The following is a 25281-nucleotide window of genomic DNA, read 5'->3' on the forward strand; positions in this document are numbered from 1 at the left end:
CGGCAAGGATGCTACGATGTATGCTACAGCGCGACCGTTAACGAACCGGAAACCATAACGGCGGCAAAACCCGTTGGTCGCGTATGGCGGAGCGCAGCAGTGCGACCCGCGTCCCCTCTCGAACGGAGCTGAGCTTGGTTCGGTTCGAAAATGTCGGATTGCGTTACGGTCTGGGGCCGGAGATCCTGCGCGACCTCAGCTTCCAGATCCCGGCGCATTCGTTCCAGTTTCTTACCGGCCCCTCCGGTGCCGGCAAGACCTCGCTGCTGCGCCTGTTGTTCCTGTCGCACCGGCCGACGCGGGGACTCGTCAATCTGTTCGGCCACGACATCTCGCGTCTCGGCAAGGACGAGATCGCCGATTTGCGCAAGCGCATCGGCATCGTGCTGCAGGATTTCCGCCTGCTCGATCACATGACGACCTATGAGAACGTGGCGCTGCCGTTCCGCGTCATGGGCCGCAGCGAGTCGAGCTATCGCAAGGAGGTGATCGACCTGCTGCGCTGGGTCGGGCTCGGCGACCGCATGGACGCGCTGCCGCCGATCCTGTCGGGCGGCGAGAAGCAGCGCGCGGCGATCGCGCGCGCCGTCATCTCGCGGCCGCAACTGCTGCTCGCGGACGAGCCGACCGGCAGCGTCGATCCGACGCTCGGACGCCGCCTGCTGCGGCTCTTCATCGAGCTCAACAAATCGGGCACCGCCGTCATCATCGCGACCCACGACATCGGCCTGATGGACCAGTACGAGGCCCGGCGGCTGGTGCTGCACCAGGGACGGTTGCACGTCTATGAGTAGGACCGACGAGCGCGGCGTGTTGGTCGACCTCGGACAGGAGCGTCCGCAGCTTCCGGCCAACGCGCGCAACATGTCGCCGATCGTGCCGCGGGCCTCGATCCAGGGCCGCGCGCTGGTCGCCGTCGTCGCCATCATGACCTTCCTCGCATCGATGACCACGGGCACGGTGCTATTGGTGAGCGCCTCCGCCGCGGAATGGCAGTCGGACGTCGCCAGCGAGATCACCATCCAGGTTCGCCCGCAGGCCGGCCGCGATCTCGAACGCGACACCGCGGCGGTGACGGAGGCGATGCGTGCGCAAGCCGGCGTCGTCGAGGTCAAGCCGTTCACCCGGGAGGAGAGCGGCAAGCTGCTCGAGCCCTGGCTCGGCACCGGGCTGTCGATGGACGACCTGCCGGTGCCGCGCATGATCATCGCGCGCGTGCAACCCGGCACGCTGCTCGATCTCGGCGTCTTGCGCGCGCGCGTGACCCAGGTCGCGCCAAGTGCCAGCGTCGACGATCACCGCGCCTGGATCGAGCGGATGCGCTCGATGACCAACGCCACCGTGCTCGCCGGCCTCGGCATCCTCGCGCTGGTCATCATCGCCACCATCATCTCGGTCTCGTTCGCGACCCGTGGCGCCATGGCGGCGAACCGTCCGATCGTCGAGGTGCTGCATTTCGTCGGCGCCGGCGACCGCTACATCGCCAATCACTTCCTGCGTCATTTCCTGAGGCTGGGCCTCGAGGGCGGCGTGATCGGCGGCGGCGCCGCCATGCTGGTGTTCGGCTTCTCCGAGTCGATCGCCGGCTGGTTTTCCGGTACCCCCGTCGGCGACCAGTTCGCGGCTCTGCTCGGCACCTTCTCGCTGCGGCCATCCGGCTACATCGTGCTCGCGGCCCAGGCCGTGCTGATCGGCGCCATCACCGCGGTGGCCTCGCGCCAGACCCTGTTTGCGACGTTGAACGATGTGGATTGAGTTCTTTCTTCCGTTCTCCCGCAGGAGAGGGCGAAGAAACCGGGACTCCACTTCGCCTCAAAACCTTTTAAAATCACCTCAGGGAAGGGATCACCGACATCATATGACCTCGCCGACCGACGATCGATCGCCGAACCTGCCGCGCGGCTGGCTGCGCGCGGCATTGGTGTCGACGATTGCGCTCGCCTTCGTCGGCGCGGCGGCGGGCTTCATCGCGTTCCTGTCGCAATTGCGCGGCGCCGAGATCGCCCCAAGCCGCAAGGCAGACGGCATCGTGGTCCTGACCGGCGGCTCCTCGCGGGTGTCGGACGCGATGGAGCTGCTCGCTGCCGGCTACGGCAGGCGGCTCCTGATCTCCGGCGTGCACCCGACGTCGACGGCGAGCGACATCTCCCGGACGTTGCCGGAGAACCAGTCCTTCATGACCTGTTGTGTCGATCTCGACCGCACCGCGCTCTCGACCCGCGGCAATGCGGCGGAGGCGCGGCGCTGGGCCGACGGCCGTCGGTTCAAATCGCTGATCGTGGTCACCTCGAACTATCACATGCCGCGCGCGCTGGTGGAATTCTCGCATGCGATGCCGCAGACGACGTTGATCCCATTCGCGGTGGTCGGCGACAAATGGCGCGAGGAGCCGTGGTGGACCTCGGCGTCCACCTTGCGGCTGCTGCTGTCGGAATATGTCAAGTACGTCGCGGCCGAGCTCAGGGTGCGGCTGGAGGATTTCGGGATTGACCTTTCGCCCGAGATGTCGGAGCAGCCTGCAGGTCATCAGCCAAAGCGGCCCGCCACCGCCCAAGCCAATTAACAAGCCAAATTGATCGGCAAATTAATCGGCAAAATAATCGGATCGTCGATGTTCCTGATCTTCCTGCGCTCGCTCGTGTTCAACGTGCTGTTCTACGCCGTGCTGGTCTGCCTCGCGATCGTGGCGCTGCCGACCTTCGCATTGCCGCCGCGCGCCATGCTGACGGTTGCGGAATGGTGGGCCAAGGCGACGCTGGTCCTGATGCGCGTGGTCTGCAACATCAAGGTCGAATTCCGCGGGGTCGAGAAGATACCGCAGGGGCCGCTGGTGATCGTGGCAAAGCACCAGTCGTTCTGGGAGACGTTCGTGCTGCCCGGATTCTTCAATCGTCCGATCTTCATCCTCAAGCGTCAGCTCATGCAGATTCCGGTGTTCGGCCAGTTCCTGGTCAAGACCGGGATGATCGCGATCGATCGCAAGGCCGGCGTGAAGGCGCTCTTGGACATGACGCGGCGGGCGCGCGAGGCGGTGCGCTCGGGCCGGCAGCTCGTGATCTTTCCGGAAGGCACGCGCCGCGCGCCGGGCGCGCCGCCCGACTACAAGACCGGCTTCGCGCAGATCTATTCGTCCTGCGGCGTGCCGTGCCTGCCGATCGCGCTCAACTCCGGCCTGTTCTGGCCCCGCCGCACCTTCATGCGCTATCCCGGCACGCTCGTGGTGGAATTCCTCGATCCGTTGCCGTCAGGCCTGCCGAAGGATGAGTTTCTCTCCCGTGTGCAAACGGCCATCGAAGAGGCAACCAGCCGCCTCGTCGAAGCCGGCCGCAAGGAGCAGGAGCAATTGATCGGCGCCTCGCCGAGTTACGCCCCGTCGGAGAGCTAGCGGCTCTCTCGATCGTCGGGAGCCGGCGGGTGCAGGGAATGCGCATCGCCATGCAGCATGGTCGCGAGCTGATGCAGCTGGGCGTCGCGAAAGCCTTCGGCCTCGATCGCCTTCACCGTCGCGGTGACATAGTCGCGATTGGCGCCGGACTGGCCGTGGCCCTGGACGACATGGCGGTGCTGCTCGGCGAGCGAGAGGCGGCCGGCATATTGCACATGGCCGCGGTCGACGACATAGGCGAGCGCGGAGACGCGCTGGCGCGCATCGTTCTCCAGCCACACCGAGCGCATCACCTCGCGATAGACCGAGGTGACCTGCTCGCGCGCCCGCAAATACGCGACGACCTCAGTGCGGTTCTTTTCAGCGACACGGAAGGCGATGCCGCGGCAGGCGCCGCCGCGGTCGAGCCCGAGCACCAGGCCCGGCTTCTCCGGCGTGCCGCGATGGACGAAGGAATAGACGCAGAGCGCCCGGTGCTCGCCGACCAGCCGCGCCGGGACGCGCTCCTCGAAGTCGAAGCCCGGTCGCCACATCAGCGAGCCGTAGCCGAACACCCAGAGGTCGCCCGTGGCTGTCGTGACGGAGGGGAGGGTGATTTCGGACATTTCGGGCACGGCTACCAGAACCGCGCCCCCAAGCGAAGTGAATTCTCCGCCTTTCGTCGGGGGCTGGCCTCGCTTACATTTGCCAAAATCTGGGGCCAAAGGGTCGCCGCATGTCCAATATGACCGTTGCCGCAGGCCGCCGTTCCCGTTGGGGCCTTTTCATCGCCCCCCTCCTCGTCCTGATCCTCGCCGTCGCCTGGAGCTGCTTCTGGTTCTATGCGGCCTCGCAGGCCGAGATCGCCGCAGACGCCTGGCGGGCGCAGGAGGCCAAGTCCGGCCGCATCTATGATTGCGCCAAGCGCTCGATCGCCGGATTCCCGTTCCGCTTCGAGGTCCAGTGCTCCGGCGCCAGCGTCGCCCTGGTCTCGCAGAACGCGAGCAAGACGCCGTTCACGGCCAAGCTCGACAACATCCTGGTCGTTGCGCAGGTGTACGATCCCAAGCTCGTCATCGCCGAATTCTCCGCGCCCGCGACGCTGACCGACGGTGTCACGCAAAACACCTTCGTGGTGAACTGGAGCAAGGGCCGCAGCAGCGTGGTCGGCCTGCCGGCGGTGCCGGACCGCGCCTCGATCGTGTTCGACGATCCCAACATCAATCGTCTCGACGGCAGCATGCAGGTGCCGCTCGCGCGTGCCAAGCAGGTCGAACTGCACGGGCGCCTCGCGGACGGATCGCCAGCCGATCATCCCGTGATCGAGACCGTGCTCCATGTCGCGCAGGGCAGCATCCAGGGCGTTCATCCCTTGCTCGCCGAGCCGTTCGAGGCGGACACGCGCGCCAAGATCAGGGGCCTCTCCGACCTGACGCCAAAGCCCTGGCCGCAGCGCTTCCGCGAGATCCAGGCCGCCGGCGGTCATATCGAGATCGTGCAGTCGCGGATCCAGCAGGGCGAGATGATCGCGGTTGCGGCCGGCACGCTTGGCCTCTCCGCCAATGGCCGGCTCGACGGCGAACTGCAGATGACCGTCACGGGCCTCGAGCGCGTGATCCCGGCGCTCGGCATCGAGAAGATGCTCGAGGAGGGCGTGCCGCAGGCAACGCTCGATCGCGTCGCGCCCGGCGTGAAATCGCAGGACCTCAACAATCTGTTCGGCGCGCTCGACCGAGCCGTGCCCGGCCTCGGCAAGGTGATCAAGCAGAACGCCAATGCCGGCGTCGCCGCCGGCATCAACTCGATCGGCACCGAGAGCACGCTGGAAGGCAAGAAGGCGAGAAGCTTCCCGCTGAAATTCGTCGACGGCGCCGTGCTGCTCGGCCCGGTCAAGGTCGGCCAGATCCCGCCGCTGTATTAGAGCGTGGGCTGAGTTCACCACGTGATCAACGGCGCACGATGCAGCCAGGCATCGGCGCGCAGTTGATCCAGGACGAAGGTCGCAACGTCCTGTCGCGATATGCTTCCTCCACGGAAGTCGGAGAGGTCCGTCAGGGCTCGGACCGAGCCGCGGCCGGGCTTGTCGTTCAGGACTGAGGGCCGAACGAGAACCCAGTCGAGCCCGCTGTTTCTGACGATGGCCTCCTGGCGGTTTTTGTCGGCGTACACCTTGCGCAAGAGCAGCGGGAAAATCAGATTGTCGAAAACAAACCCGCCATGGCCGGCGCTATCACCTGCGCCAATTCCGGTGATGCAGACGAGGCGCGAGACTTGTTGCGCCTTCATCGTATTCACAAGCATGCGTGTCGCCGCCGAGAGCAGCGTCACCTCGCGGAACGGGCTCGCCGGTGTGCCGAGTGCGCTGACAACGGCATCACGGCCCTTGAGTGCCTGACGCAAGGCGATCTCGTCGCGGGCATCGCCGATGATGAGATTGGCACCCTTCAGATCACGCGCTTTCTCGCCAGAACGCACGAGCGCCGCGACGTCGTACCCTCGCGCCACCGCCTGGTTGACGATCAGGCGGCCGGTGGCGCCGGTCGCGCCAAGGATCAGTATCTTCGGTGGGACAGTCCGGATGTTATCGGTTTCGGAGTCTTGCATGGTCGTGACCTCGGAATGCGGGACGTCTCCGTGGAGGCCGCCCCCTGGTTCATGTTCGTTGTGACGATCAGAGCTTGCCTTCCGCGAGCAGCTCGCGGGCCCTTGGGCTGATGCCGCTGCCGTCAGGCCGAAGCCGTGATCTCAGAGACGAAGTCGCGATAGGAGCGCAGCGGACGGCCGAGGAGAGTGTTCAAACGCTCGACGTCGCCGGCATTGGGGATCATTCCGTCGGTGAGGAAGCGCTCGCTCATCAGCCGCATGTCGAAGGCCATCCAGCTCGGCATGAACTGCCTGAGGTTCTTTTCGAAGCCGGCAGGATCGTCACCCGGATATGCGATCGTGCGACCCAGCACCTCCGACCAGATGGCGGCAGCCTTCGCGCCGGTCAGTGTGTCCGGACCGACGAGATTGATCCGGTCGGGCGGAAGTGATGCGCCGGACTTGTCGCGGCGGACGAGCTCGATGGCCGCGATTTCACCGATGTCGCGGGCGTCGATCATCGCCAGTCCTTTGCCGCCGATCGGCATGGGGTAGACGCCGTATCCGCTCACCACGTCCTTGATCGTGAGATCGTTGTTCATGAAGTAGGCGGGGCGCAGGATGGTGGCGTTGAAGCCCATCTGCTCGATCATCCGCTCGACGCCGAACTTGCCCGCGAAGTGCGGCACGTTCACGTACAGATCGCTGTGGATCACCGACAGATAGACGAGCCGCTCGACGCCAGCTTCTCGCGCAATGTTGAGGGCGATCAGCGCCTGGGTGAATTCGTCCGCTACCACGGCGTTGAGCAGGAACAGGGTGGAGACGCCTGAGAACGCACTGCGCAGCGAGTCAACGTCCAGGAGGTCGCCCTGCACGACGTTCACGCCCGGCGGCAGGTTGGCCTTTGCAGGATCGCGGACGAGGGCGCGAACATCGGCGCCGCGCTTGACGAGCTGTTCAACGACTTGGCGGCCGACATTGCAATGGGTTCACTCTCCGGGGTGGGTTGCTGGACACCTCCGCAAATTAGTGACCCACGTGCGGGCCGATAGACGCTATATTTGTACAGACCGTCTCATTGGTGGAACATATGGATCTGCTCGCACTCGCCGATTTCAACCTTGTCGCCCGTCACGGCGGGTTCGGACGGGCCGCCCGGGCTGCCGGCCGCCCGAAGGCGACGCTCTCGCGCCGGGTCTCCGAGCTGGAGGGCAGCCTTGGCTTGCGCCTCTTCGAGCGCGGAAGCCGCACGCTGAAGCTCACCGAGGAAGGGCGGGCGCTCTATGAGCGGACGGGAACATTGCTCGCCGAACTCGACGAGACGGCGGCGGCGATCGCTTCAGGCGGTGCCAAGCCGCGAGGCAGCTTGCGGATCAGCGCGCCTCTGCTTTTCTCGCAAACTGCGATGGGAAAGCTGGCCGCTGCGTTCGCTCTGAAATATCCGGAGGTGCGGCTCGAGGTCACGACGGAAGACCGCGCCGTCGACATGATCGAGGAAGGCTATGACCTCGTGATCCGCGTCAATCCCGACCCCGACGAAACCCTTGTCGGACGAATCCTGATGCGCGATCGGCTGGTCGTGGTCGCGAGCCCCGACCTCAGTCGCCCTGCGTACGATCTTGCCGTTCCGACCGTGGTGCGTGGTGCGAGCGATCTGACATCGGCGTGGGAGGTGAAGTCTTCGATCGGAAACTCACGGATCTCGACCGATCCGGTGCTTCGCCTGTCCTCGATCGTTATGGTTCGCGATGCGGTCCGCGCAGGCGTGGGCGCCGCTCGCCTTCCTGTGTCGCTTGTGAGTCACGACCTGGCGGCCGGCAAGCTCGTCCACTGGGGTGATGTCGACGGACCGGAGATCGTCCTCTGGGCGCTGTACCCTTCGCGCCGGCTGCTCAGCGCTCGCGTATCCGCGTTCCTCGACTTTCTCAAGGAAGCCTTTCCCTCGGGGACGCCGGGTGAGCTCGCGGCCTTCATCGACTAGGTCAAGGGAGCAGATCGAGATCGCTCCCGCGCTGGCGCCATCCGAGCTACGAACTCACGGCTTGTTGCCGAGCTGCCCGTGCTGCCGGCCGAAATCCGCGGCCGCCGAATCCTGGCCGATCTCGACGATGCCGCGGCGGATGGCGCGGGTGCGGGTGAAATGGTCGAACAGGGCTTCGCCGTCGCCGCGGCGGATCGCGCGGGTGAGCTTTGCGAGATCCTCGGTGAAGGTGCCGAGCATCTCCAGCACGGCCTCCTTGTTGGCGAGGAAGACGTCGCGCCACATCGTCGGGTCGGAGGCCGCGATGCGGGTGAAATCGCGGAAACCGCCGGCGGAGAACTTGATCACCTCGGACTCCGTCACCTGCGCCAGCTCGTCGGCGGTGCCGACGATGGTGTAGGCGATCAGATGCGGCAGATGGCTGGTGATCGCGAGCACGAGATCGTGATGGTCCGGCGTCATCACCTCGACCTTGGCGCCCATCGCCGCCCAGAAGGCGCGCAGGCGATCAGTCGCGGCCGCGTCGACGCCTTCCGGCGGGGTGAGGATGCACCAGCGGTTGATGAAGAGCTCGGCGAAACCTGAATCCGGCCCCGAATGCTCGGTGCCCGCCACCGGATGCGCCGGCACGAAATGAACGGTCTTCGGCAGATGCGGCGCCATATCCCTGACGATGGCGCCCTTGACCGAGCCGACGTCGGAGACAACAGCGCCGGGCTTCAGATGCGCGGCGATCTCCTGCGCGACCTCGCCGCAGGCGCCGACGGGAATGCAGAGGATGACGAGATCGGCATCCTTCACTGCTTCCGCATTGGTCGCCACGACCTGATCGACGATCCCGAGCTCCATCACCCGCGCGCGGGTCTTCTCCGAGCGCGCGGTGGTGACGATTTCGCCCGCCAGGCCCTGGAGCTTCGCAGCGCGCGCGATCGAGCCGCCGATCAGGCCGAAGCCGATCAGCGCGACGCGCTGGAAGTGCGGTGCGCTGCTCATCTGCCGGCCATGAAGTCGCGCAAGCCGTCGACCACGAGGCGGTTGGCCTCCTCGGTGCCGATGGTCATGCGCAGCGAATGCGGCAGGCCGTAATTCTTCAAGCCGCGCAGCACGAGGCCCCGCTTGGTCAGGAAGGCGTCGGCGTCATCCGCGGTCTTGCCCTTGTCGGCCGGGAAGTGGATCAGCACGAAATTGGCGACGCTCGGCGTCACCTTCAGCCCAAGCTTGCCGATCTCCTCGGTCAGCCAGTTGCGCCAGGTCTCGGTGAATTGCTTCGACATCGCCTGGTGCGCAGTGTCCTCGATCGCGGCGACCGCGGCATACATTGCTGGCGTCGACACGTTGAACGGGCCGCGGATGCGGTTGACCGCGTCGATGATGTGCTCGGGGCCGAACATCCAGCCGATGCGCAGTGCCGCGAGGCCGTGGATCTTGGAGAAGGTGTGCGTCACCACCGTATTCTCGGTGGTGGCGACCAGCTCGATCCCCATCTCGTAGTCGTTGCGCGAGACGTAGTCGCAATAGGCGGCATCGAGCACCAGCAGCACGTGCGACGGCAGGCCGGCGCGCAGGCGCTTGACCTCGTCGAACGGCACATAGGTGCCGGTTGGATTGTTGGGGTTGGCGAGCCAGACCAGCTTGGTCTTCGGCGTCACCGCCTTGAGGATGGCGTCGACGTCGCAGGTGAGGTTGGTCTCCTGCGCGACGACGTTCTTGGCGCCCACCGCCATGGTCGCGATCGGGTAGACCAGGAAGCCGTGCGTGGTGGAGATCGCCTCGTCACCCTGGCTGAGATAGGTGTGGGCGAGCAGATTGAGGATCTCGTCCGAGCCGGCGCCGCAGATGATGCGGTTCGGGTCGAGCCCGAAGGAGCGGCCGATCGCCTCGCGCAGCACGCGCGAGGTTCCTTCCGGATAGTCTTCCAGGTGATCCGCCACGTGCTTGAACGCCTCGATCGCCTTGGGCGAGGGCCCGAACGGCGTCTCGTTGGCCGACAGCTTGAACACCTTGCGGCCCGGCTCGGCGACCGGGCTCTTGCCGGGCGTGTAGGGCGCAATATCGAGAATGCCGGGATTCGGCACGGGGCGGGACATCTTGAACTCCGAAAATGGCGGGGCGCGGCGCGTGGTTTACGATTTCGCCCCGGTCGGGGGCACCGTATAGCGCGTTGCGTGGCTGCCGACGAGGGCTGTAGAGCGCACCGAGGCCCCCGCCTCGATCAGGGCAGCCCTGATTTTGTCGATGCTGGTCGCGCTCGTGACCGAGACCAGCAGCGCCGCGCCGTCGAAGGCGGTATCAGGCACCGCCACGATCTCGGCGAGCGGCGACAGGGCGCGCGCGACCTCGGCGTTCCACCCGGACACGCGGACGCTGAAGGTCTCGACCTCCGTCACCAGGGCGCTGTCGGCGACGCGCGAGATCGCGAACACCGGCAGTGCGGCCGGATGATCGGCACGCTCGACGAAGGGCATCCGCGCGATGATTTTTGGCGCGCCTTCCGTTTCGAGCAAGAGCCACCAGGGTGTGCGGCTGGACGTTGCCGAGACCAGCGCCAGATCGCCCTTGGATTTCGCCACCGCCTCGACCGCGGCCTGCGCGCTGAAATGCGCGACGTAAGGCACGGTGAAGCCAAAATGGAAGCGCGCGGAATCGCGCATCGCCGGCTCACTCGCCGAGATGTCGGCATGCACGGAGAACGGCGCCTGCACGTAAGTGAACGTCGAGATGATGACGCGCCAGATGCTCTCGACCGTGTCGAGCGGCAGGATGCCGCGATGGCGCTGCACGATCTCGCGCATCATGGCGGCCTCGCGCGCCGGGCGGAACGCCGAGCCGACCTCCTGGGTCTGCTTCACCTGGATCAGGCGGTCGATGATGTCGCCGCGCTGCATCAGCAGGCGATGCATGCCCTCGTCGATCGCGTCGATCTCCTTGCGCAGTTCCTGAAGCGATGGTGGCGCGGGCGGACGTTGGGACATGTCTGGCTGTCGATGGTTTCGATGGGGGATGTCCTGATTAGGCAGTCAGGGCAGCGAAAGCAAAGAGAAATCACGTCCTTTTCGGACGACGCGTGAGAGACGAATTGGGCCGATCCGGGCCGCGACTTGACGAAAACCGCCCAAGACGGTAGCTTTTGCCCGTTCCGTGGTCATTTGAGCCGGCCGGCTTGCAGCCACGTTAAAAAACTCGCTAAACAGGCCGGGGACGCTTCCGATCCCGGCCGAACCTATCGTTCAGGCCGGGTTTTTCATGGCCTGATGCAAGTGGCGATCACGCGTTTGATCGCAAACGAGGTCGATGGTCAGATGGGTGGCGTCAAGTCGATACCGAGTCCTGCGATCAGCGCCGACGAGCGGTCGCACGAGGTGGATCATCCAAGCTCGCAGATCGCGCATTTCGGCGCCGAGCAGCCGCTGCGGCTCGATTGCGGCGTCGATCTCACCCCGTTCCAGATCGCCTACCAGACCTATGGCGAGCTCAACGCCGATCGCTCCAACGCGGTGCTGATCTGCCATGCGCTGACCGGCGATCAGCATGTCGCCAACGTGCATCCCGTCACCGGCAAGCCCGGCTGGTGGGAGACGCTGGTCGGCCCCGGTCGGCCCATCGATCCCAAGCACTACTTCATCATCTGCTCCAACGTGATCGGCGGCTGCATGGGCTCGACCGGGCCGGCCTCGATCAATCCTGCCACCGGCAAGGTCTGGGGCCTCGATTTCCCCGTCATCACCATCCCCGATATGGTGCGTGCGCAGGCGATGCTGGTCGACCGGCTCGGCGTCGACACGCTGTTTGCGGTCGTCGGTGGCTCGATGGGCGGCATGCAGGTGCTGCAGTGGACCGCCGCCTATCCGGGCCGCGTGTTCTCCGCGCTGGCGATTGCCTGCGCGACGCGGCACTCGGCGCAGAACATCGCCTTCCACGAGCTCGGCCGCCAGGCCGTGATGGCTGATCCCGACTGGCACGGCGGCGGCTATGCCGATCACGGCATCCATCCGCATCGCGGGCTCGCGGTGGCGCGGATGGCGGCGCACATCACCTACCTCTCCGATGCCGCGCTGCATCGCAAGTTCGGCCGGCGCATGCAGGACCGCGAGCTGCCGACCTTCTCGTTCGACGCCGACTTCCAGGTCGAGTCCTATCTGCGCTACCAGGGCTCGTCCTTCGTCGAGCGCTTCGACGCCAACGCCTATCTCTATCTGACGCGCGCGATGGACTATTTCGACATTGCCGCCGACCATGGCGGCGTGCTCGCAAAGGCGTTCGCGGAAATTGCGACCCGCTTCTGCGTGGTCTCCTTCACCAGCGACTGGCTGTTTCCGACCTCGGAATCGCGCGCGCTGGTGCACGCGCTGAATGCATCGAGCGCGCGGGTGTCGTTCGCCGAGATCGAGACCGATCGCGGCCACGACGCCTTCCTGCTCGACGTTCCCGAATTCTTCGACATCTCCCGCGCCTTCCTGCAATCGGCGGGCAAGGCGCGTGGACTGAAGGATGGCTAGCATGTCTGTGCAGGAAGTATTGCCGCTGGGTGGCCTTGCGACCGGATCGTCCGGCCAGTTTCGCGCCGATCATCTGCTGGTCGCCGAGATGGTCAAGCCGGGCTCGAAAGTGCTCGACGTCGGCTGCGGCGAGGGCGATTTGCTTCAGCTGCTGGAGACCCGCGGCATCGACGGCCGCGGCATCGAGCTGTCGCGCGAGGGCGTCAACCGCTGCGTCGCCAAGGGCCTTGCGGTGGTGCAGGGCGATGCCGACACCGACCTCGTCAATTATCCGGACGACGCCTTCGACTACGTGATCCTGTCGCAGACGCTGCAGGCGACGCGGCAGCCGCGGGTGGTGCTGGAGAATCTGCTGCGCATCGGCCGCCGCGCCATCGTCTCGTTCCCGAATTTCGGTTTCTGGAAGATGCGGCTCCAGCTCCTGGTCGGCGGCCACATGCCGCGCACCGAGAATTTGCCGGCGACCTGGTACGACACCGCCAACATCCATTTCTGCACCATCAAGGATTTCGTGCAGCTCTGCGACGAGATCAACGTCAAGATGGAGCGCTCGGTCGCGCTCGATCTCTACGGCCGCCCGGTGCCGCTGAATCTGCCCTGGTGGGTGTGGAACATGTTCGGGGAGCAGGCGGTGTTCCTGCTCAGCCGGGGCGGGGGGAAGTGACGCCGTAGGCGTCATTCCGGGGCGCGCGTAGCGCGAGCCCGGAATCCATCGTGCAACAACGCCCGCAGCCCGATGGATTCCGGGTCTGCGCCTTCGGCGCATCCCGGAATGACAGCTAGTGTGGAGCCAGCGACCTCAGGTCGCGCGCCGGCCATCGTCCCGCTTCCACCAGCGTCACGAACCGCTCCACACTTTCGTTGAACAGCGCGGGCTCTTCGAGATTGAGCACGTGGCCCGACTTCGGAAACATCGCCAGCCCCGCCGCAGGCAGATGCTGCTTCAGGAACAGGCTCGGTCCGACGCACGGATCGTCCTCGTCGCCGCAGATGATCAGCGCCGGCGTCGATGCGTGCTTGATCGCATCCGTCATCGTGTAGATCGAGGGGCGGCCGCCCTGGAAGCCGCGCATCGTACGCGCCGATCCCTTGGAATCGTGGCGCGCCAGCGCGGCATAGAAATCGGCATGGCCGCGCGGGTCCTTCACCAGGAAGGGAATCCGGCTCGGCGCCTCGCGCGTGACCTTTGCGACCTCGGCGGAGCCCAGCGTCTCGAACTGCTCGGCATTGGCGCGGCACTGCTCGCGCCAGGCCTCCAGGTTCTCGATCTCCGAGCCGGAGCCGACGCCGGCCAGCGTCATCGACAGTGCGCGCTGCGGCGCGTTTAGCCCGATCTGGAGCGAGGAGTAGGCGCCCATCGACAGGCCGACCAGATGCGCGCGCTCGATCCTGAGATGATCGAGCACCGCGAGCGCATCGCTGTAGAAATGCCTATAGCTGTAAACCTCGCCTTCAGGCACGTCCGACGGCGTGTAGCCGCGCGCCGAATAGGTGATGCAGCGATGGCCGCGCGAGAAGTAGCGCATCTGCGGCTCCCAATTGGTGTGGTCGGCTGCGAACTCGTGCAGAAAAATGATCGGCGTTCCCTGACCCGCTTCTTCGAAATAAATGCGGACGTCGTCCCTGGTCGTGGCGTGGGGCATTAACCGTTTCCCTCTTTTAAAGCCGCCTTTGCAGGATCGCAGTTAATGCTGTTGTCGGCAATGCGGCAGCCTCAAGCCAGTATCGGCACAAAATCATCGCAGCTATTCGCAGGCAGCCCGCGTCTTTTTCTCGCCACATCGGACGGCTTAACGGCCAGACCGATGTCGGCCGTTGCACGGGCCGATTGGGAAGTGGGGTGTCAACGAAGGATGAAGAATGTTCGAGTTGTTTGCGTCTCGCCTGTCGCGTTGTGTTGTCGCGCTGGCGATCTTCTTCGCGGCGGTTGCCGCGTTCGTTTCTCCAGCCTCAGCGCGGCCGCATCATCGTCATAGCGCAGAGCGGCACGCACACGTGCACCACGCCAGACATCATCACTACCGCCACCATGCACGCAGCTCGCGCTTCGAGCGCAGCGCGGCGCAGCTGCGGGCGAGCGGATTCGCCGACACCCAGGCGAGCTATGATCCGAACGCCAATAGCGGCGGCATGGCCCACAACGCCATGGTGAACACCGCAACGGCCAATAGCGGCGGCTTCGGCGGCGGATCGAACCTCGTATCCGAGGCGCGCCGCTATGTCGGCGGCAATCCGACCGGGCGCGGCAGCCTGTGGTGCGCGCGTTTCATGAACATGGTGCTGGAGCACACCGGCCATAAGGGTTCGGGCTCCGACATGGCGAGCTCGTTCGCGCGTTACGGCACCCGTGTCTCCGGTCCGCAGGTCGGCGCCATCGCGGTGATGTCGCGCGGCCGCCGCGGCGGTCATGTCGGCATCATCACCGGCATCGACGCGCAGGGCAATCCGATCATGATCTCCGGCAACAACGGCAATCGCGTCCGCGAAGCGCCGGTCTCGCGCGGCCGGATCTATGCCTATGTGATGCCGAATTGAGGAAGCGACGGTGCCGTAGGGTGGGCAAAGGCGCAAAGCGCTGTGCCCACCAGCGGTGCGTCAACGTTCGAGAAGGGGAATGGTGGGCACGCTTGCGCTTTGCCCATCCTACGGCAGCAATGCCAGCTCAAACCAATCTCGGCTCTTCCACCGCAACCGCATCGCCGACGCCGATGTCGCCACCTTCGATTACCTCGGCGTAGATGCCGCAGTCCATGTGGCCGAGGTTGCGCGAGAGCGTCGGCGGAATCTCGAGATCGCGCTTGGCCGTCAACGGGTCGACATTGGTGGCCGGGCAGCGGACGATGCGCTTGACCACTTTCAGGCGCGCCGCGCCGATCGCCAGCGTCTGGCCGACGAGATCGAGCTCCGACCAGGCCGGCCAACCCTTCACATAGAGATTGGCGCGGAAGCGCAGCGGATGCACGGCAGCGCCGCCCAGCATGGTCTCGATGGCGCGGACGCTGCCGAGATTGATGATGGAGACCACCTTGCGGGCGACGTCGGAGAAGCTGTGGTCGCGGCCTGACAGGACTTTTGGCGGCCCCTTCAGCTCCGGCTGAAAATTCTCCGCGAAGTAGCGCTCGATGGCGGCGCGCCCGGCCGCGGTCTCGAGATCGCCGCTGGCGACGGTCTGGCCGTCCCTGCGGATGGTCAAGACATTGGTAGCGTCGTCGAACCGGCTGTCGAGCTCGGCAAGCCGCTCATTGCGTGCGAGCATCAGAAACTGGATTTTCGGCCTCCACTCGGGCCGTTCGGGATCAAAGCCGCTCGGACCGTTCTCGATGGCGTAGCGGCGGTCGGCGGGCAGGGTCTGGCCCGTCCGCAAGGGGGCGCGGTGCAGGAGCTCCGGTGTCAGGCCCTTGATCGGGTAGCGGTAAAGGCCGGTGATCTCGGCGGTCTGGCTAGCTGTCATGCCGCTACTTAAGGGATTCGAGCCGGCCCCGCCAAGCCGGCGGATCAGCGCACGAAATTGTGAACTGGCCTCTTTCGCATCTGCAGCCTGCTTCCCACATCTGCCTCAGGCCGGCGGCGACGTCGGCAAAACACGACCGTTACCGGTTGAGAAACGTCAATGCGGTAATCGGAAACCCAGTGAAGATGCCGTTTGGAGTGCCTTAGAGGGCTCCAGGGGCAGGCCGAGGGACAGAAAAGATGAATATCGACAAATACACCGAACGCTCCAGGGGCTTCGTCCAGTCAGCGCAGTCGCTCGCGGTGCGCGAGGGACACCAGCAGTTTTCCACCCTGCACGTGCTCAAGGTCCTCCTGGACGACAATGAGGGGCTGGCTGCCGGTCTGATCGACCGCGCCGGCGGCAATTCCCGTGCAATTCTGAAGGCGACCGAGGATGCCCTCGGCAAGGTGCCGAAGGTCAGTGGCGGTGGCGCCGGGCAGATCTATCTGGCGCCCGAGCTCGCCCGTACTTTTGATGCCGCCGAAAAGGCCGGCGAGAAGGCCGGCGACAGCTTCGTCACCGTCGAGCGGCTGCTGCTCGGCCTGACGCTGGAGAAGACCAGCGAGGCCGGCACCATCCTCGCCAAGGGCGGCGTCACCCCGCAAAACCTCAATGCGGCGATCGAGGCCCTGCGCAAGGGCCGCACCGCAGACTCGGCCACCGCCGAGAACGCGTACGACGCGCTGAAGAAATATGCCCGCGACCTGACCCAGGCCGCGCGCGACGGCAAGCTCGATCCGGTCATCGGCCGCGACGAGGAGATCCGCCGCACCATCCAGGTGCTGTCGCGCCGGACCAAGAACAATCCCGTCCTGATCGGCGAGCCCGGCGTCGGCAAGACCGCCATCGCCGAAGGCCTCGCGCTGCGCATCGTCAACGGCGACGTGCCGGAGAGCCTGAAGGACAAGAAGCTGCTCTCGCTCGACCTCGGCGCGCTGATCGCGGGTGCAAAATACCGCGGTGAGTTCGAGGAGCGGCTGAAGGCCGTGCTCCAGGAAGTGACCGGGAGCGAGGGCACTTTCATCCTGTTCATCGACGAGATGCACACGCTGATCGGCGCCGGCAAGGGCGACGGCGCGATGGACGCCTCCAACCTGCTCAAGCCCGCGCTTGCCCGCGGCGAGCTGCACTGCATCGGCGCGACCACGCTCGACGAATATCAGAAGCATGTCGAAAAGGACGCCGCGCTGGCGCGGCGCTTCCAGCCGATCTTTGTCAGCGAGCCCTCGGTCGAGGACACCATCTCGATCCTGCGCGGCCTCAAGGACAAGTACGAGCAGCACCATGGCGTGCGGATCACCGATTCCGCGCTTGTTGCCGCGACGACGCTGTCCAACCGTTACATCACCGACCGCTTCCTGCCCGACAAGGCGATCGACCTGATGGACGAGGCCGCGGCCCGGCTGAAGATGCAGGTCGATTCCAAGCCGGAAGAGCTGGATTCGCTCGACCGCGAGATCATCCGGCTCAAGATCGAGCAGGAAGCTCTCAAGAAGGAAAGTGATCCCGGCTCCAAATCCCGTCTCGAGGCGCTCCAGAAGGAGCTGGCCGAGCTCGAGGAGAAGTCCGCGGCGCTGACGGCACGCTGGAGCGCGGAGAAGAACAAGCTCTCCAACGCCCAGAAGCTGAAATCGGAGCTGGACGCCCTGCGCGTCGATCTCGCCGACGCCCAGCGTCGCGGCGAATTCCAGAAGGCCGGCGAGCTGGCCTATGGCCGGATCCCGCAGCTCGAGAAGCAGCTTGCGGATATCGAGGCGCGCGAAGGCTCCGGCGAGATGATGGAGGAGGCGGTCACCGCCAACCACATCGCCCAGGTGGTCTCGCGCTGGACCGGCGTGCCCGTCGACAAGATGCTGGAGGGCGAGAAGGAAAAGCTCCTGAAGATGGAGGAGCAGCTCGGCACCCGCGTCGTCGGCCAGGCCGAGGCCGTGCGTGCGGTCGCAACTGCCGTGCGCCGCTCGCGCGCGGGCCTGCAGGACCCGAACCGCCCCACGGGCTCGTTCATGTTCTTAGGGCCCACCGGCGTCGGCAAGACCGAGTTGACCAAGGCGCTCGCGGAGTATCTGTTCAACGACGAGACCGCGATGGTCCGCCTCGACATGTCCGAATACATGGAGAAGCACTCGGTCTCGCGGCTGATCGGCGCGCCTCCGGGCTATGTCGGCTATGACGAGGGCGGCGCGCTCACCGAAGCGGTGCGGCGCCGGCCCTATCAGGTGGTGCTGTTCGACGAGATCGAGAAGGCGCATCCCGACGTCTTCAACGTCCTGTTGCAGGTGCTCGACGACGGCCGCCTGACCGACGGCCAGGGCCGCACCGTCGACTTCCGCAACACGCTGATCATCATGACCTCGAACCTCGGTTCGGAATTCCTGGTGAATCAGCCGGAGGGCGAGGACACCTCGGCCGTGCGCGAGCAGGTGATGGGAATGGTGCGCGGGCATTTCCGCCCCGAATTCCTCAACCGCGTTGACGAGATCATCCTGTTCCACCGCTTGCAGCGGAGCGAGATGGGCCGGATCGTCGAGATCCAGTTCGCGCGGCTGCAGAAGCTGCTGACCGATCGCAAGATCGTGCTGACGCTCGACGCCGCTGGCCGCGACTGGCTCGCCGCCAAGGGCTGGGACCCCGCCTACGGCGCAAGGCCGCTCAAGCGCGTGATCCAGCGTCACGTCCAGGACCCGCTCGCCGAGATGATCCTGGCCGGCGACGTCAGGGACGGCGACAGTGTCGCGATCTCCTCCGAAGGCAACGTGCTGACCTTCAACGGCAAGGCACCGCAGACCGCCGAGATCACCCAGTTCGAGGCGCCAGTGGCGAAGCGGAAGCTGAACTGAACGCGGGCGATCAAAGCCTGAAACGACAAGCCGCCCCGGAGAGGTCAGCCTCTCCGGGGCGTTTTGTTTTGGGGGGCGCTGGCAAAAGCGTGGTCCGAAAAGGTGCGCAGCATCCCGCTTTAGCTAACGCGGTGGGGATCAGACGCTATTTCTTCACCACCTTGTAGATGGCGTTCTCGATGTCGGACGAGAAATAGATCACGCTTGAAGCTCCGATGCCGACGCCCGTCGGAATGTTGGTCGGCAATCCGCCGGGAGCGCCCGCGAGGCCGATCGGGAGATTGGCGGCGATCTCGGTGATCTTGCCGCTTTCCGGCGCGATCTCGATCAGCCGTTTGGCGCCGACTTCCGCCACGATGAGCTTGCCGTCGTTCCCGCGCGCGATGCCTTCGGGCATTTTCAGCTCCTTGGCGACCACGGTCTTTTCGCCGTTGCTGTCGATCCGGGACACGGTGCCTGCAAAGGCTTCGGTGACGTAGACTTCGTCGGACTTGCCTCGGACGAGCCCGACCGGGCCCTCGAGGTCGCCGATCAGCGTGGTGCGATCCTTGCCGTGCTCGCCGCTCACCTTGACCAGCGACTTGGTGCCGAGCTCGGCTACCAAAATGCTGCCGTCGGCGAGCGTGATCGCATCGTGCGGCGCCTTGAAGCCGTGCAGCATGTCGCGCGTCGCGCCGGTCTTGGCGTCGATCACCTGCACCGTGCCGGTGAACCAGCTCGACAGCACCACGTCGTTGCCTTTCGCCGTCGCGCTCATCGGATATTCCAGCGTGGTGCCTGCGGCGTGCATGCGCGCCTTTTCGGTGACCTCGCCGGTTGCGCCGTCCACCGTGCGATAGGCGAACACGTCGGCAAGGTGGATCGTATCCTTGCCGTTCTCCGAGGTGACGCCGATGCCACCGGGCAAAGCGAGCTTGCCGATGATGATCTGCTTGGCCTGGCCGGTCGCGGGATCGACCTCTTGGATGCCGTTGTCGGCCATGTTGGAGACGTAGATGCGGTCCTTGTCGTCGATCGCGAGATTGTCCAGCGACGGCTTCAGTTGCGCGACCAGGGTCTTGGCGCCCGACTTGGGATCGACCCGGACGAGTTGACCGAGCGCGGTGTCGACCACGAAGAGATTGCCCTTGGAATCGAAGTTCACCGCGGCCGGGACCTTGAAGCCGTCGGCGACGACGGTCAGCTCGGCCTTGTCGACATCGACTTTCGCGACCTGGCCCTTGAACCAGAGCGGACCGTAGAGCTTGTCGTCGGGACCGAACTCGAAGCCGTTGAGGCCGCCCATCTTCTCCATGATCTGGCGCGGCGGCTTCACGCCCTCGACGTCGATCTCATAGAGCGTGTCGCCGAGGAAAACGGTGGTGGCATAGAGCCTGCCGTCCTTGCGGAAGGCGAGCGAGTTGATGCCGGGAAGGCCGCTCGCGAGCTTCTTGATCGGGCCGTCGCCCTTGCGCGCATAGAGATCGCCGGTGAGAAATCCGGTCCAGGCCATGGTGCCGTCGGGCGCAAACGCGATGTCGTCGGCCATTCCGATCGGCGAGGGGATTGCAACCTTGGCGGTACCGCCTGATACGTCCACCTCGTAGAGAGCGGCGCCGGCGACGCTGCCGGCGAACAGATGGCCGGCCTTGTCGATGCCGAGCCCATGCACGCCATGGAATGCCGAGCCCTGGACCAGCTTGGTGACCTCCCAAGTCTCGGCCGATACGCTCGTGGTGGCGAAAAGGGCAGCGACGACCGCTGCGCAGGCGAGCCTGTTCTTCATGGCGAGACCTCCCGTTTTTTGGAAAGTATTCGCCCCTGGTGCCGCTTTGGCAAACGAAACTTGACGTTGAGACGCCGCCAAGCGGGGCCTCGCGCGAGAACGTCGAATTCGGATCGTGTTCTGGAGATGTCCGGCCGATGTCGGCCGGTTGCAATTAGCGGTTGCTGACCTGCAACGGGCCGCCGGTCGCATCCGACATGCGGGCGATGGCGCCGCCGCGGCCGCTCATCATGCCGTCGAGCCGGTCGCGCTCCTTCTCGAAGCCTGCGAGCATCGGGCCCTCGAGCGAACGGCCGCGCGGCAGCTTCACGCGCATCGGATCGACGAAGCGGCCGTTGACCAGGATCTCGTAGTGGACGTGCGGGCCGGTCGACAGGCCGGATGAGCCGACGAAGCCGATCACCTGGCCCTGCCGCACCTTCTTGCCGATCTCCATGCCTTTGGCGAAGGCGGACATGTGACCGTAGGCCGTCTCGTAGCCGTTGTTGTGCTTGATGCGGATATATTTGCCGTAGCCGCCTTCGGGGCCGGCCTTCTCGATCACGCCGTTACCGGAGGCGAAAATCGGCGTGCCGTAGGCCGTGGCCCAGTCGACGCCGGTGTGCATCTTCACATAGCCCAGGATCGGGTGGCGGCGGCCGCCGAAGCCGGAGCGCATGATGGCGTTGTTGACGGGCTTCCTGACCAGGAATTTCTTCGCGCTCTTGCCGGTCTCGTCATAGTAGTCGACGACGCCGTCGTCGGGGCTCTGGTAGCGGTAGTATTTCTTGGTCTCGCCGCCGACCGTGAGGGAGGCGAACAGCACGTCGTTCTTCTCCGTCGACGTCACGCCCTCGTCCTCGCCGGCGTAGAACACGTCGAAGGAATCGCCCGGCTGCACCTTGCGCTGGAAATCGACGTCGTAGGAGTAGATCTTGATCATGTCGTCGATGACGGGCATCGGCACTTTGTTGCGCATCGCGGTCTCGTAGATGCTCTGGTAGAGCCGCACGCCGGAGCCGTCGTCATCATCGTCGTCATCGCTGCTGGCGCTGGCCGCGGCATCGGCGACGGTGTTCATGCTGGAGACGTCGACCGCGACGTATTTGCCGAGATCGGACAGCGCAGCGATCGCCTCGACCATGGTCTCGTTGGCGACGACGACGCGGTAGGGCTGGAGGCGGGCACCGGGGCTCGCCGGCGCCATCAGGATGCGGAGCTTCTCGCCGTCCTTGAGGCCGCCGTCGCGGCCGCGAGGGCCGAGCGTTGCGGTGATCGCCTTGATCTCGTCGGCGTTCGCGCCGAGATCGCGCAGCACCGAGGCGACGCTGTCGCCCTTCTTGACCAGATGGACGCGTTCGCCGTTGGGATTGCCGCCGGTGATCTGCTCCTTGGTCTTGGGCAGCAGCGTGACGTTTTCCGGCACCACGCGCGTCTCGAAGCCGGCATAGGGATCGGACGGCGAGGCTTCCGCGGCGTAGGCGCTTCTGATGTCGGACGGGCCGGTCGCACCGGAGACGTCGGCTGCGGCATTGGCGAGCGAGGCGTAGCGCACCCCGCCATTGCCGCGCCAGTTGGCGGCATCGCGCACCCGCATCAGGATGTCGTCGAGCGCCACCACCGCGGAAATCTTGGCTTTCGGCAGCACCGGCGACAGGTCCTTGGTGACAAAGGACACTTCGGCGTCGGGCTCGACCGCTTCGGGATTGTTGGGATCGTCGGATGCGGTCTTCGGATCGGAGCCGACATCGGTGAGCAGGCGTTGGGCGTTGAACGGCGGGATCTTCGCCGACAGGTCGCTCGTCGTCATCGACAGATTGCCGGCGATCCGGACGAAGGGGCGCACCCGCATCACGTCGCGGTTGCCGACGCGGGCCACCGTGGAGACGCGCATGATGTTGCGGGACGCCGTGGATTCGCTCGGCGGCGGCAGGCGGTCGCTCTTGTGCAGCGTGGCGGCGCGATCGGCGGCGCCGAATGCACCGCGCAGCGCGCCCTCGACCCGCTCCGGCACCTTGGCGAAGGTCATCTCGCCGTCGAGCGATGCGAAAACGGCGCCGCCAATCAGGGCTGCGCCGCAGAGTCCGGTCAAGATTGTCCCGCTGAACCATTGCACCGAGACGCGGCGGCGGTCGATTACGGCGGCTTCAGAACCATCGACGGACAGCGGCGGCTCGTGGCCGAGATCGATGATCCCGGTCTCACGCCCGTAAGCGCCGCGTGATGTCCTGTGGTTCAACGCAAGTCCCCCAATCAACGACCCAAGATGCCCGCTTTCGAACCTTGTCCTGGTCGCCCTCTTGATGGGGGATCGCCGGAAAAGGCAAGCCGCGCAGGCGTCCGTGCTCAGAAGGCCCGCGATGGGGCCGGCCGAAATTACGAACAGCTGGACGGGTGAAGCTCTCTCGATGTCTCTCGAATGTCGGAGGAAGGCCGCGTCATCTGCAAGATCGCCTTCCTCTGACCCCATGAAAACCGCCGGCAGCCCCCACTGGCATCCCTGCGATTCAAGCTTGTCTCTTATCAGAACGCCGCGGGATTGTGGCTCAAGTACGGCGCCTGTCATCGAAAAAGTTTCCTGAACCGCCGGAGGGCGGGGGCCTCCCGAGAGGGGGCCGCCAGCTGCGTCCCACCGCGAAGGTACGGTAAGCCGCCCCTCAAGCTCTCCCCAAGTGCCCTTTGTCGATCCCGACCCGCGCGCCAATCCACTCGCCAAGCCGTTCCCCAGGTGGCTTGCCAGGTCGCTTGCCAGGTCGCTTCCCGGTCCCCTCCCACGACCCCTCCCAGGTCGGCTCCGGAGCCCCCTGGGGCCCAAACTTTTTTCAAGTTTTTTCACCGCCCCGATCGGATCGACGCATCCGCGATCCTTGTAACCATCTGGAAACGCGTTGTTTTTAGCGACAATCCACCGTGCGACGATTTGTTGACAATGGGCGTTGACAATCCCGAGTGCGGGGGCCTATAACCCGACCACTGAGCGCGGCGCCGCCGGGTCACTGACCAAGGCGAGCGAACGCGCCACTGATGCTCCTCACCTTGTTGAGTGACACAACAGTCGACGTAAGTCGATTGGAGTTCATCCATCGTCGGTAAGGGTGTCGGAACCCTTCCTCTCGGGAAGGTTGAGGCCTCCACGGTCTCGGGCTGTTTGACAAGTGAAGATGAAGAAAGAGAAACGTGGACGGCGGAGTCCTTGCGGGTCTCGCTCCTGAAAAGCTTCGGCTTTTCTGGTCGGGACCGGACGAAAGACTTCGGCGGTACACGTTTCAAAGGAAACACCATCGTTGCCAGCGATGTGAATCGCAGGCAGCACATCGACTTCGGTCGATAATGGTGGGACCTCGTCAAACGTTGTGATCAGCCGGTTCAAAGTTCAAGTCCAACTTGAGAGTTTGATCCTGGCTCAGAGCGAACGCTGGCGGCAGGCTTAACACATGCAAGTCGAGCGGGCGTAGCAATACGTCAGCGGCAGACGGGTGAGTAACGCGTGGGAACATACCTTTTGGTTCGGAACAACACAGGGAAACTTGTGCTAATACCGGATAAGCCCTTACGGGGAAAGATTTATCGCCGAAAGATTGGCCCGCGTCTGATTAGCTAGTTGGTGAGGTAATGGCTCACCAAGGCGACGATCAGTAGCTGGTCTGAGAGGATGATCAGCCACATTGGGACTGAGACACGGCCCAAACTCCTACGGGAGGCAGCAGTGGGGAATATTGGACAATGGGGGCAACCCTGATCCAGCCATGCCGCGTGAGTGATGAAGGCCCTAGGGTTGTAAAGCTCTTTTGTGCGGGAAGATAATGACGGTACCGCAAGAATAAGCCCCGGCTAACTTCGTGCCAGCAGCCGCGGTAATACGAAGGGGGCTAGCGTTGCTCGGAATCACTGGGCGTAAAGGGTGCGTAGGCGGGTCTTTAAGTCAGGGGTGAAATCCTGGAGCTCAACTCCAGAACTGCCTTTGATACTGAAGATCTTGAGTTCGGGAGAGGTGAGTGGAACTGCGAGTGTAGAGGTGAAATTCGTAGATATTCGCAAGAACACCAGTGGCGAAGGCGGCTCACTGGCCCGATACTGACGCTGAGGCACGAAAGCGTGGGGAGCAAACAGGATTAGATACCCTGGTAGTCCACGCCGTAAACGATGAATGCCAGCCGTTAGTGGGTTTACTCACTAGTGGCGCAGCTAACGCTTTAAGCATTCCGCCTGGGGAGTACGGTCGCAAGATTAAAACTCAAAGGAATTGACGGGGGCCCGCACAAGCGGTGGAGCATGTGGTTTAATTCGACGCAACGCGCAGAACCTTACCAGCCCTTGACATGTCCAGGACCGGTCGCAGAGATGTGACCTTCTCTTCGGAGCCTGGAACACAGGTGCTGCATGGCTGTCGTCAGCTCGTGTCGTGAGATGTTGGGTTAAGTCCCGCAACGAGCGCAACCCCCGTCCTTAGTTGCTACCATTTAGTTGAGCACTCTAAGGAGACTGCCGGTGATAAGCCGCGAGGAAGGTGGGGATGACGTCAAGTCCTCATGGCCCTTACGGGCTGGGCTACACACGTGCTACAATGGCGGTGACAATGGGATGCTAAGGGGCGACCCTTCGCAAATCTCAAAAAGCCGTCTCAGTTCGGATTGGGCTCTGCAACTCGAGCCCATGAAGTTGGAATCGCTAGTAATCGTGGATCAGCACGCCACGGTGAATACGTTCCCGGGCCTTGTACACACCGCCCGTCACACCATGGGAGTTGGTTTTACCTGAAGACGGTGCGCTAACCCGCAAG

The 25281-nt window shown here is 64.7% G+C and carries 19 protein-coding genes, 1 rRNA gene, 1 pseudogene and 1 riboswitch (1 of these 22 only partly in view); of the genes and pseudogenes, 11 read left to right on the forward strand and 10 right to left on the reverse strand.

Annotated features, from left to right (window positions below; genetic code table 11):
- Positions 1-134: 134 nt before the first annotated feature.
- From ftsE to CIT37_RS06260, 4 genes are all read left to right on the forward strand, one after another.
- Positions 135-794, forward strand: a complete 660-nt coding sequence (gene ftsE / locus CIT37_RS06245) for a cell division ATP-binding protein FtsE (RefSeq protein WP_020508614.1) — start codon at positions 135-137, stop codon at positions 792-794.
- Positions 787-1755, forward strand: a complete 969-nt coding sequence (locus CIT37_RS06250; protein WP_028139935.1) for a cell division protein FtsX — start codon at positions 787-789, stop codon at positions 1753-1755. The genes ftsE and CIT37_RS06250 overlap by 8 nt, the downstream gene beginning before the upstream one ends.
- A gap of 103 nt (positions 1756-1858) precedes the next feature.
- Positions 1859-2563 (forward strand): YdcF family protein, encoded by a 705-nt coding sequence (locus tag CIT37_RS06255; protein ID WP_028139936.1) that lies wholly within the window; start codon positions 1859-1861, stop codon positions 2561-2563.
- A 48-nt stretch (positions 2564-2611) separates the two neighbouring features.
- Positions 2612-3385, forward strand: a complete 774-nt coding sequence (locus CIT37_RS06260; RefSeq protein WP_095425154.1) for a lysophospholipid acyltransferase family protein — start codon at positions 2612-2614, stop codon at positions 3383-3385.
- Here the strand turns inward: CIT37_RS06260 and CIT37_RS06265 are convergent.
- Positions 3382-3990, reverse strand: a complete 609-nt coding sequence (locus tag CIT37_RS06265; protein WP_028139938.1) for a gamma-glutamylcyclotransferase — start codon at positions 3988-3990, stop codon at positions 3382-3384. The genes CIT37_RS06260 and CIT37_RS06265 overlap by 4 nt on opposite strands.
- Before the next feature lie 110 nt (positions 3991-4100).
- Here CIT37_RS06265 and CIT37_RS06270 point away from each other — a divergent pair, with 110 nt between their 5' ends.
- On the forward strand, positions 4101-5285 hold the full coding sequence (locus CIT37_RS06270; RefSeq protein ID WP_095425155.1) for a DUF2125 domain-containing protein: 1185 nt from the start codon (positions 4101-4103) through the stop codon (positions 5283-5285).
- A 14-nt stretch (positions 5286-5299) separates the two neighbouring features.
- Here CIT37_RS06270 and CIT37_RS06275 read toward each other — a convergent pair whose 3' ends face one another.
- Both CIT37_RS06275 and CIT37_RS06280 read right to left on the reverse strand, forming a co-directional pair.
- Entirely contained in the window at positions 5300-5968 is a 669-nt protein-coding gene (locus CIT37_RS06275) for an NAD(P)-dependent oxidoreductase (RefSeq protein ID WP_038948514.1), read from the reverse strand.
- 122 nt (positions 5969-6090) lie between these two features.
- Positions 6091-6927 (reverse strand): annotated as a pseudogene (locus tag CIT37_RS06280) (NmrA/HSCARG family protein); the annotation flags it as partial.
- 113 nt (positions 6928-7040) lie between these two features.
- On the opposite strand from CIT37_RS06280, the gene CIT37_RS06285 reads away from it, so the two are divergent.
- Positions 7041-7931 carry a LysR family transcriptional regulator gene (locus CIT37_RS06285; RefSeq protein WP_038971927.1) on the forward strand — a complete coding sequence of 297 codons (891 nt, stop codon included), beginning with the start codon at positions 7041-7043 and terminating at the stop codon, positions 7929-7931.
- A gap of 54 nt (positions 7932-7985) precedes the next feature.
- On the opposite strand, the gene CIT37_RS06290 is transcribed toward CIT37_RS06285, so the two are convergent.
- The 3 genes from CIT37_RS06290 to CIT37_RS06300 are packed head-to-tail and all read right to left on the reverse strand — an operon-like array spanning position 7986 to position 10903.
- Positions 7986-8924, reverse strand: coding sequence for a prephenate/arogenate dehydrogenase family protein (locus CIT37_RS06290; RefSeq protein ID WP_028139943.1), 939 nt, complete (start codon positions 8922-8924; stop codon positions 7986-7988).
- Positions 8921-10018: a histidinol-phosphate transaminase gene (gene hisC, locus CIT37_RS06295; protein ID WP_095425156.1), complete on the reverse strand. Its 1098-nt coding sequence runs from the start codon at positions 10016-10018 to the stop codon at positions 8921-8923. The genes CIT37_RS06290 and hisC overlap by 4 nt, the downstream gene beginning before the upstream one ends.
- Before the next feature lie 36 nt (positions 10019-10054).
- Positions 10055-10903, reverse strand: coding sequence for a chorismate mutase (locus CIT37_RS06300; protein ID WP_028139945.1), 849 nt, complete (start codon positions 10901-10903; stop codon positions 10055-10057).
- Positions 10904-11059: 156 nt separating this feature from the next.
- Positions 11060-11139, forward strand: a riboswitch (SAM riboswitch).
- A 91-nt stretch (positions 11140-11230) separates the two neighbouring features.
- On the opposite strand from CIT37_RS06300, the gene metX reads away from it, so the two are divergent.
- Positions 11231-12427, forward strand: coding sequence for a homoserine O-acetyltransferase MetX (metX, locus tag CIT37_RS06305; RefSeq protein ID WP_095425203.1), 1197 nt, complete (start codon positions 11231-11233; stop codon positions 12425-12427).
- 1 nt (position 12428) lies between these two features.
- Positions 12429-13091, forward strand: coding sequence for a methionine biosynthesis protein MetW (metW, locus tag CIT37_RS06310; RefSeq protein WP_161966337.1), 663 nt, complete (start codon positions 12429-12431; stop codon positions 13089-13091).
- A gap of 115 nt (positions 13092-13206) precedes the next feature.
- Here the strand turns inward: metW and CIT37_RS06315 are convergent, their stop codons facing one another.
- Complete coding sequence (locus tag CIT37_RS06315) at positions 13207-14070, reverse strand: alpha/beta fold hydrolase (RefSeq protein WP_095425158.1); 864 nt, start codon at positions 14068-14070, stop codon at positions 13207-13209.
- Positions 14071-14287: 217 nt separating this feature from the next.
- Here CIT37_RS06315 and CIT37_RS06320 point away from each other — a divergent pair, with 217 nt between their 5' ends.
- Positions 14288-14962 carry a TIGR02594 family protein gene (locus CIT37_RS06320; protein ID WP_095425159.1) on the forward strand — a complete coding sequence of 225 codons (675 nt, stop codon included), beginning with the start codon at positions 14288-14290 and terminating at the stop codon, positions 14960-14962.
- A gap of 127 nt (positions 14963-15089) precedes the next feature.
- Here CIT37_RS06320 and CIT37_RS06325 read toward each other — a convergent pair whose 3' ends face one another.
- Positions 15090-15878 (reverse strand): MOSC domain-containing protein, encoded by a 789-nt coding sequence (locus CIT37_RS06325; protein WP_095425160.1) that lies wholly within the window; start codon positions 15876-15878, stop codon positions 15090-15092.
- Positions 15879-16117: 239 nt separating this feature from the next.
- Between CIT37_RS06325 and clpB the strand changes: the two genes are divergently transcribed.
- A complete protein-coding gene (clpB, locus tag CIT37_RS06330) occupies positions 16118-18757 on the forward strand; it encodes an ATP-dependent chaperone ClpB (RefSeq protein WP_038948504.1) in 2640 nt (879 codons plus the stop codon).
- Positions 18758-18902: 145 nt separating this feature from the next.
- On the opposite strand, the gene CIT37_RS06335 is transcribed toward clpB, so the two are convergent.
- Both CIT37_RS06335 and CIT37_RS06340 read right to left on the reverse strand, forming a co-directional pair.
- Positions 18903-20522, reverse strand: coding sequence for an SMP-30/gluconolactonase/LRE family protein (locus CIT37_RS06335; protein ID WP_038971933.1), 1620 nt, complete (start codon positions 20520-20522; stop codon positions 18903-18905).
- Positions 20523-20676: 154 nt separating this feature from the next.
- Positions 20677-22740, reverse strand: coding sequence for a M23 family metallopeptidase (locus CIT37_RS06340; RefSeq protein WP_038948503.1), 2064 nt, complete (start codon positions 22738-22740; stop codon positions 20677-20679).
- A 1141-nt stretch (positions 22741-23881) separates the two neighbouring features.
- Between CIT37_RS06340 and CIT37_RS06345 the strand changes: the two genes are divergently transcribed.
- A 16S ribosomal RNA gene (locus CIT37_RS06345) occupies positions 23882-25281 on the forward strand; it runs 89 nt beyond the window's last position.

This window comes from Bradyrhizobium ottawaense (assembly GCF_002278135.3).
Lineage (GTDB): Bacteria > Pseudomonadota > Alphaproteobacteria > Rhizobiales > Xanthobacteraceae > Bradyrhizobium > Bradyrhizobium ottawaense.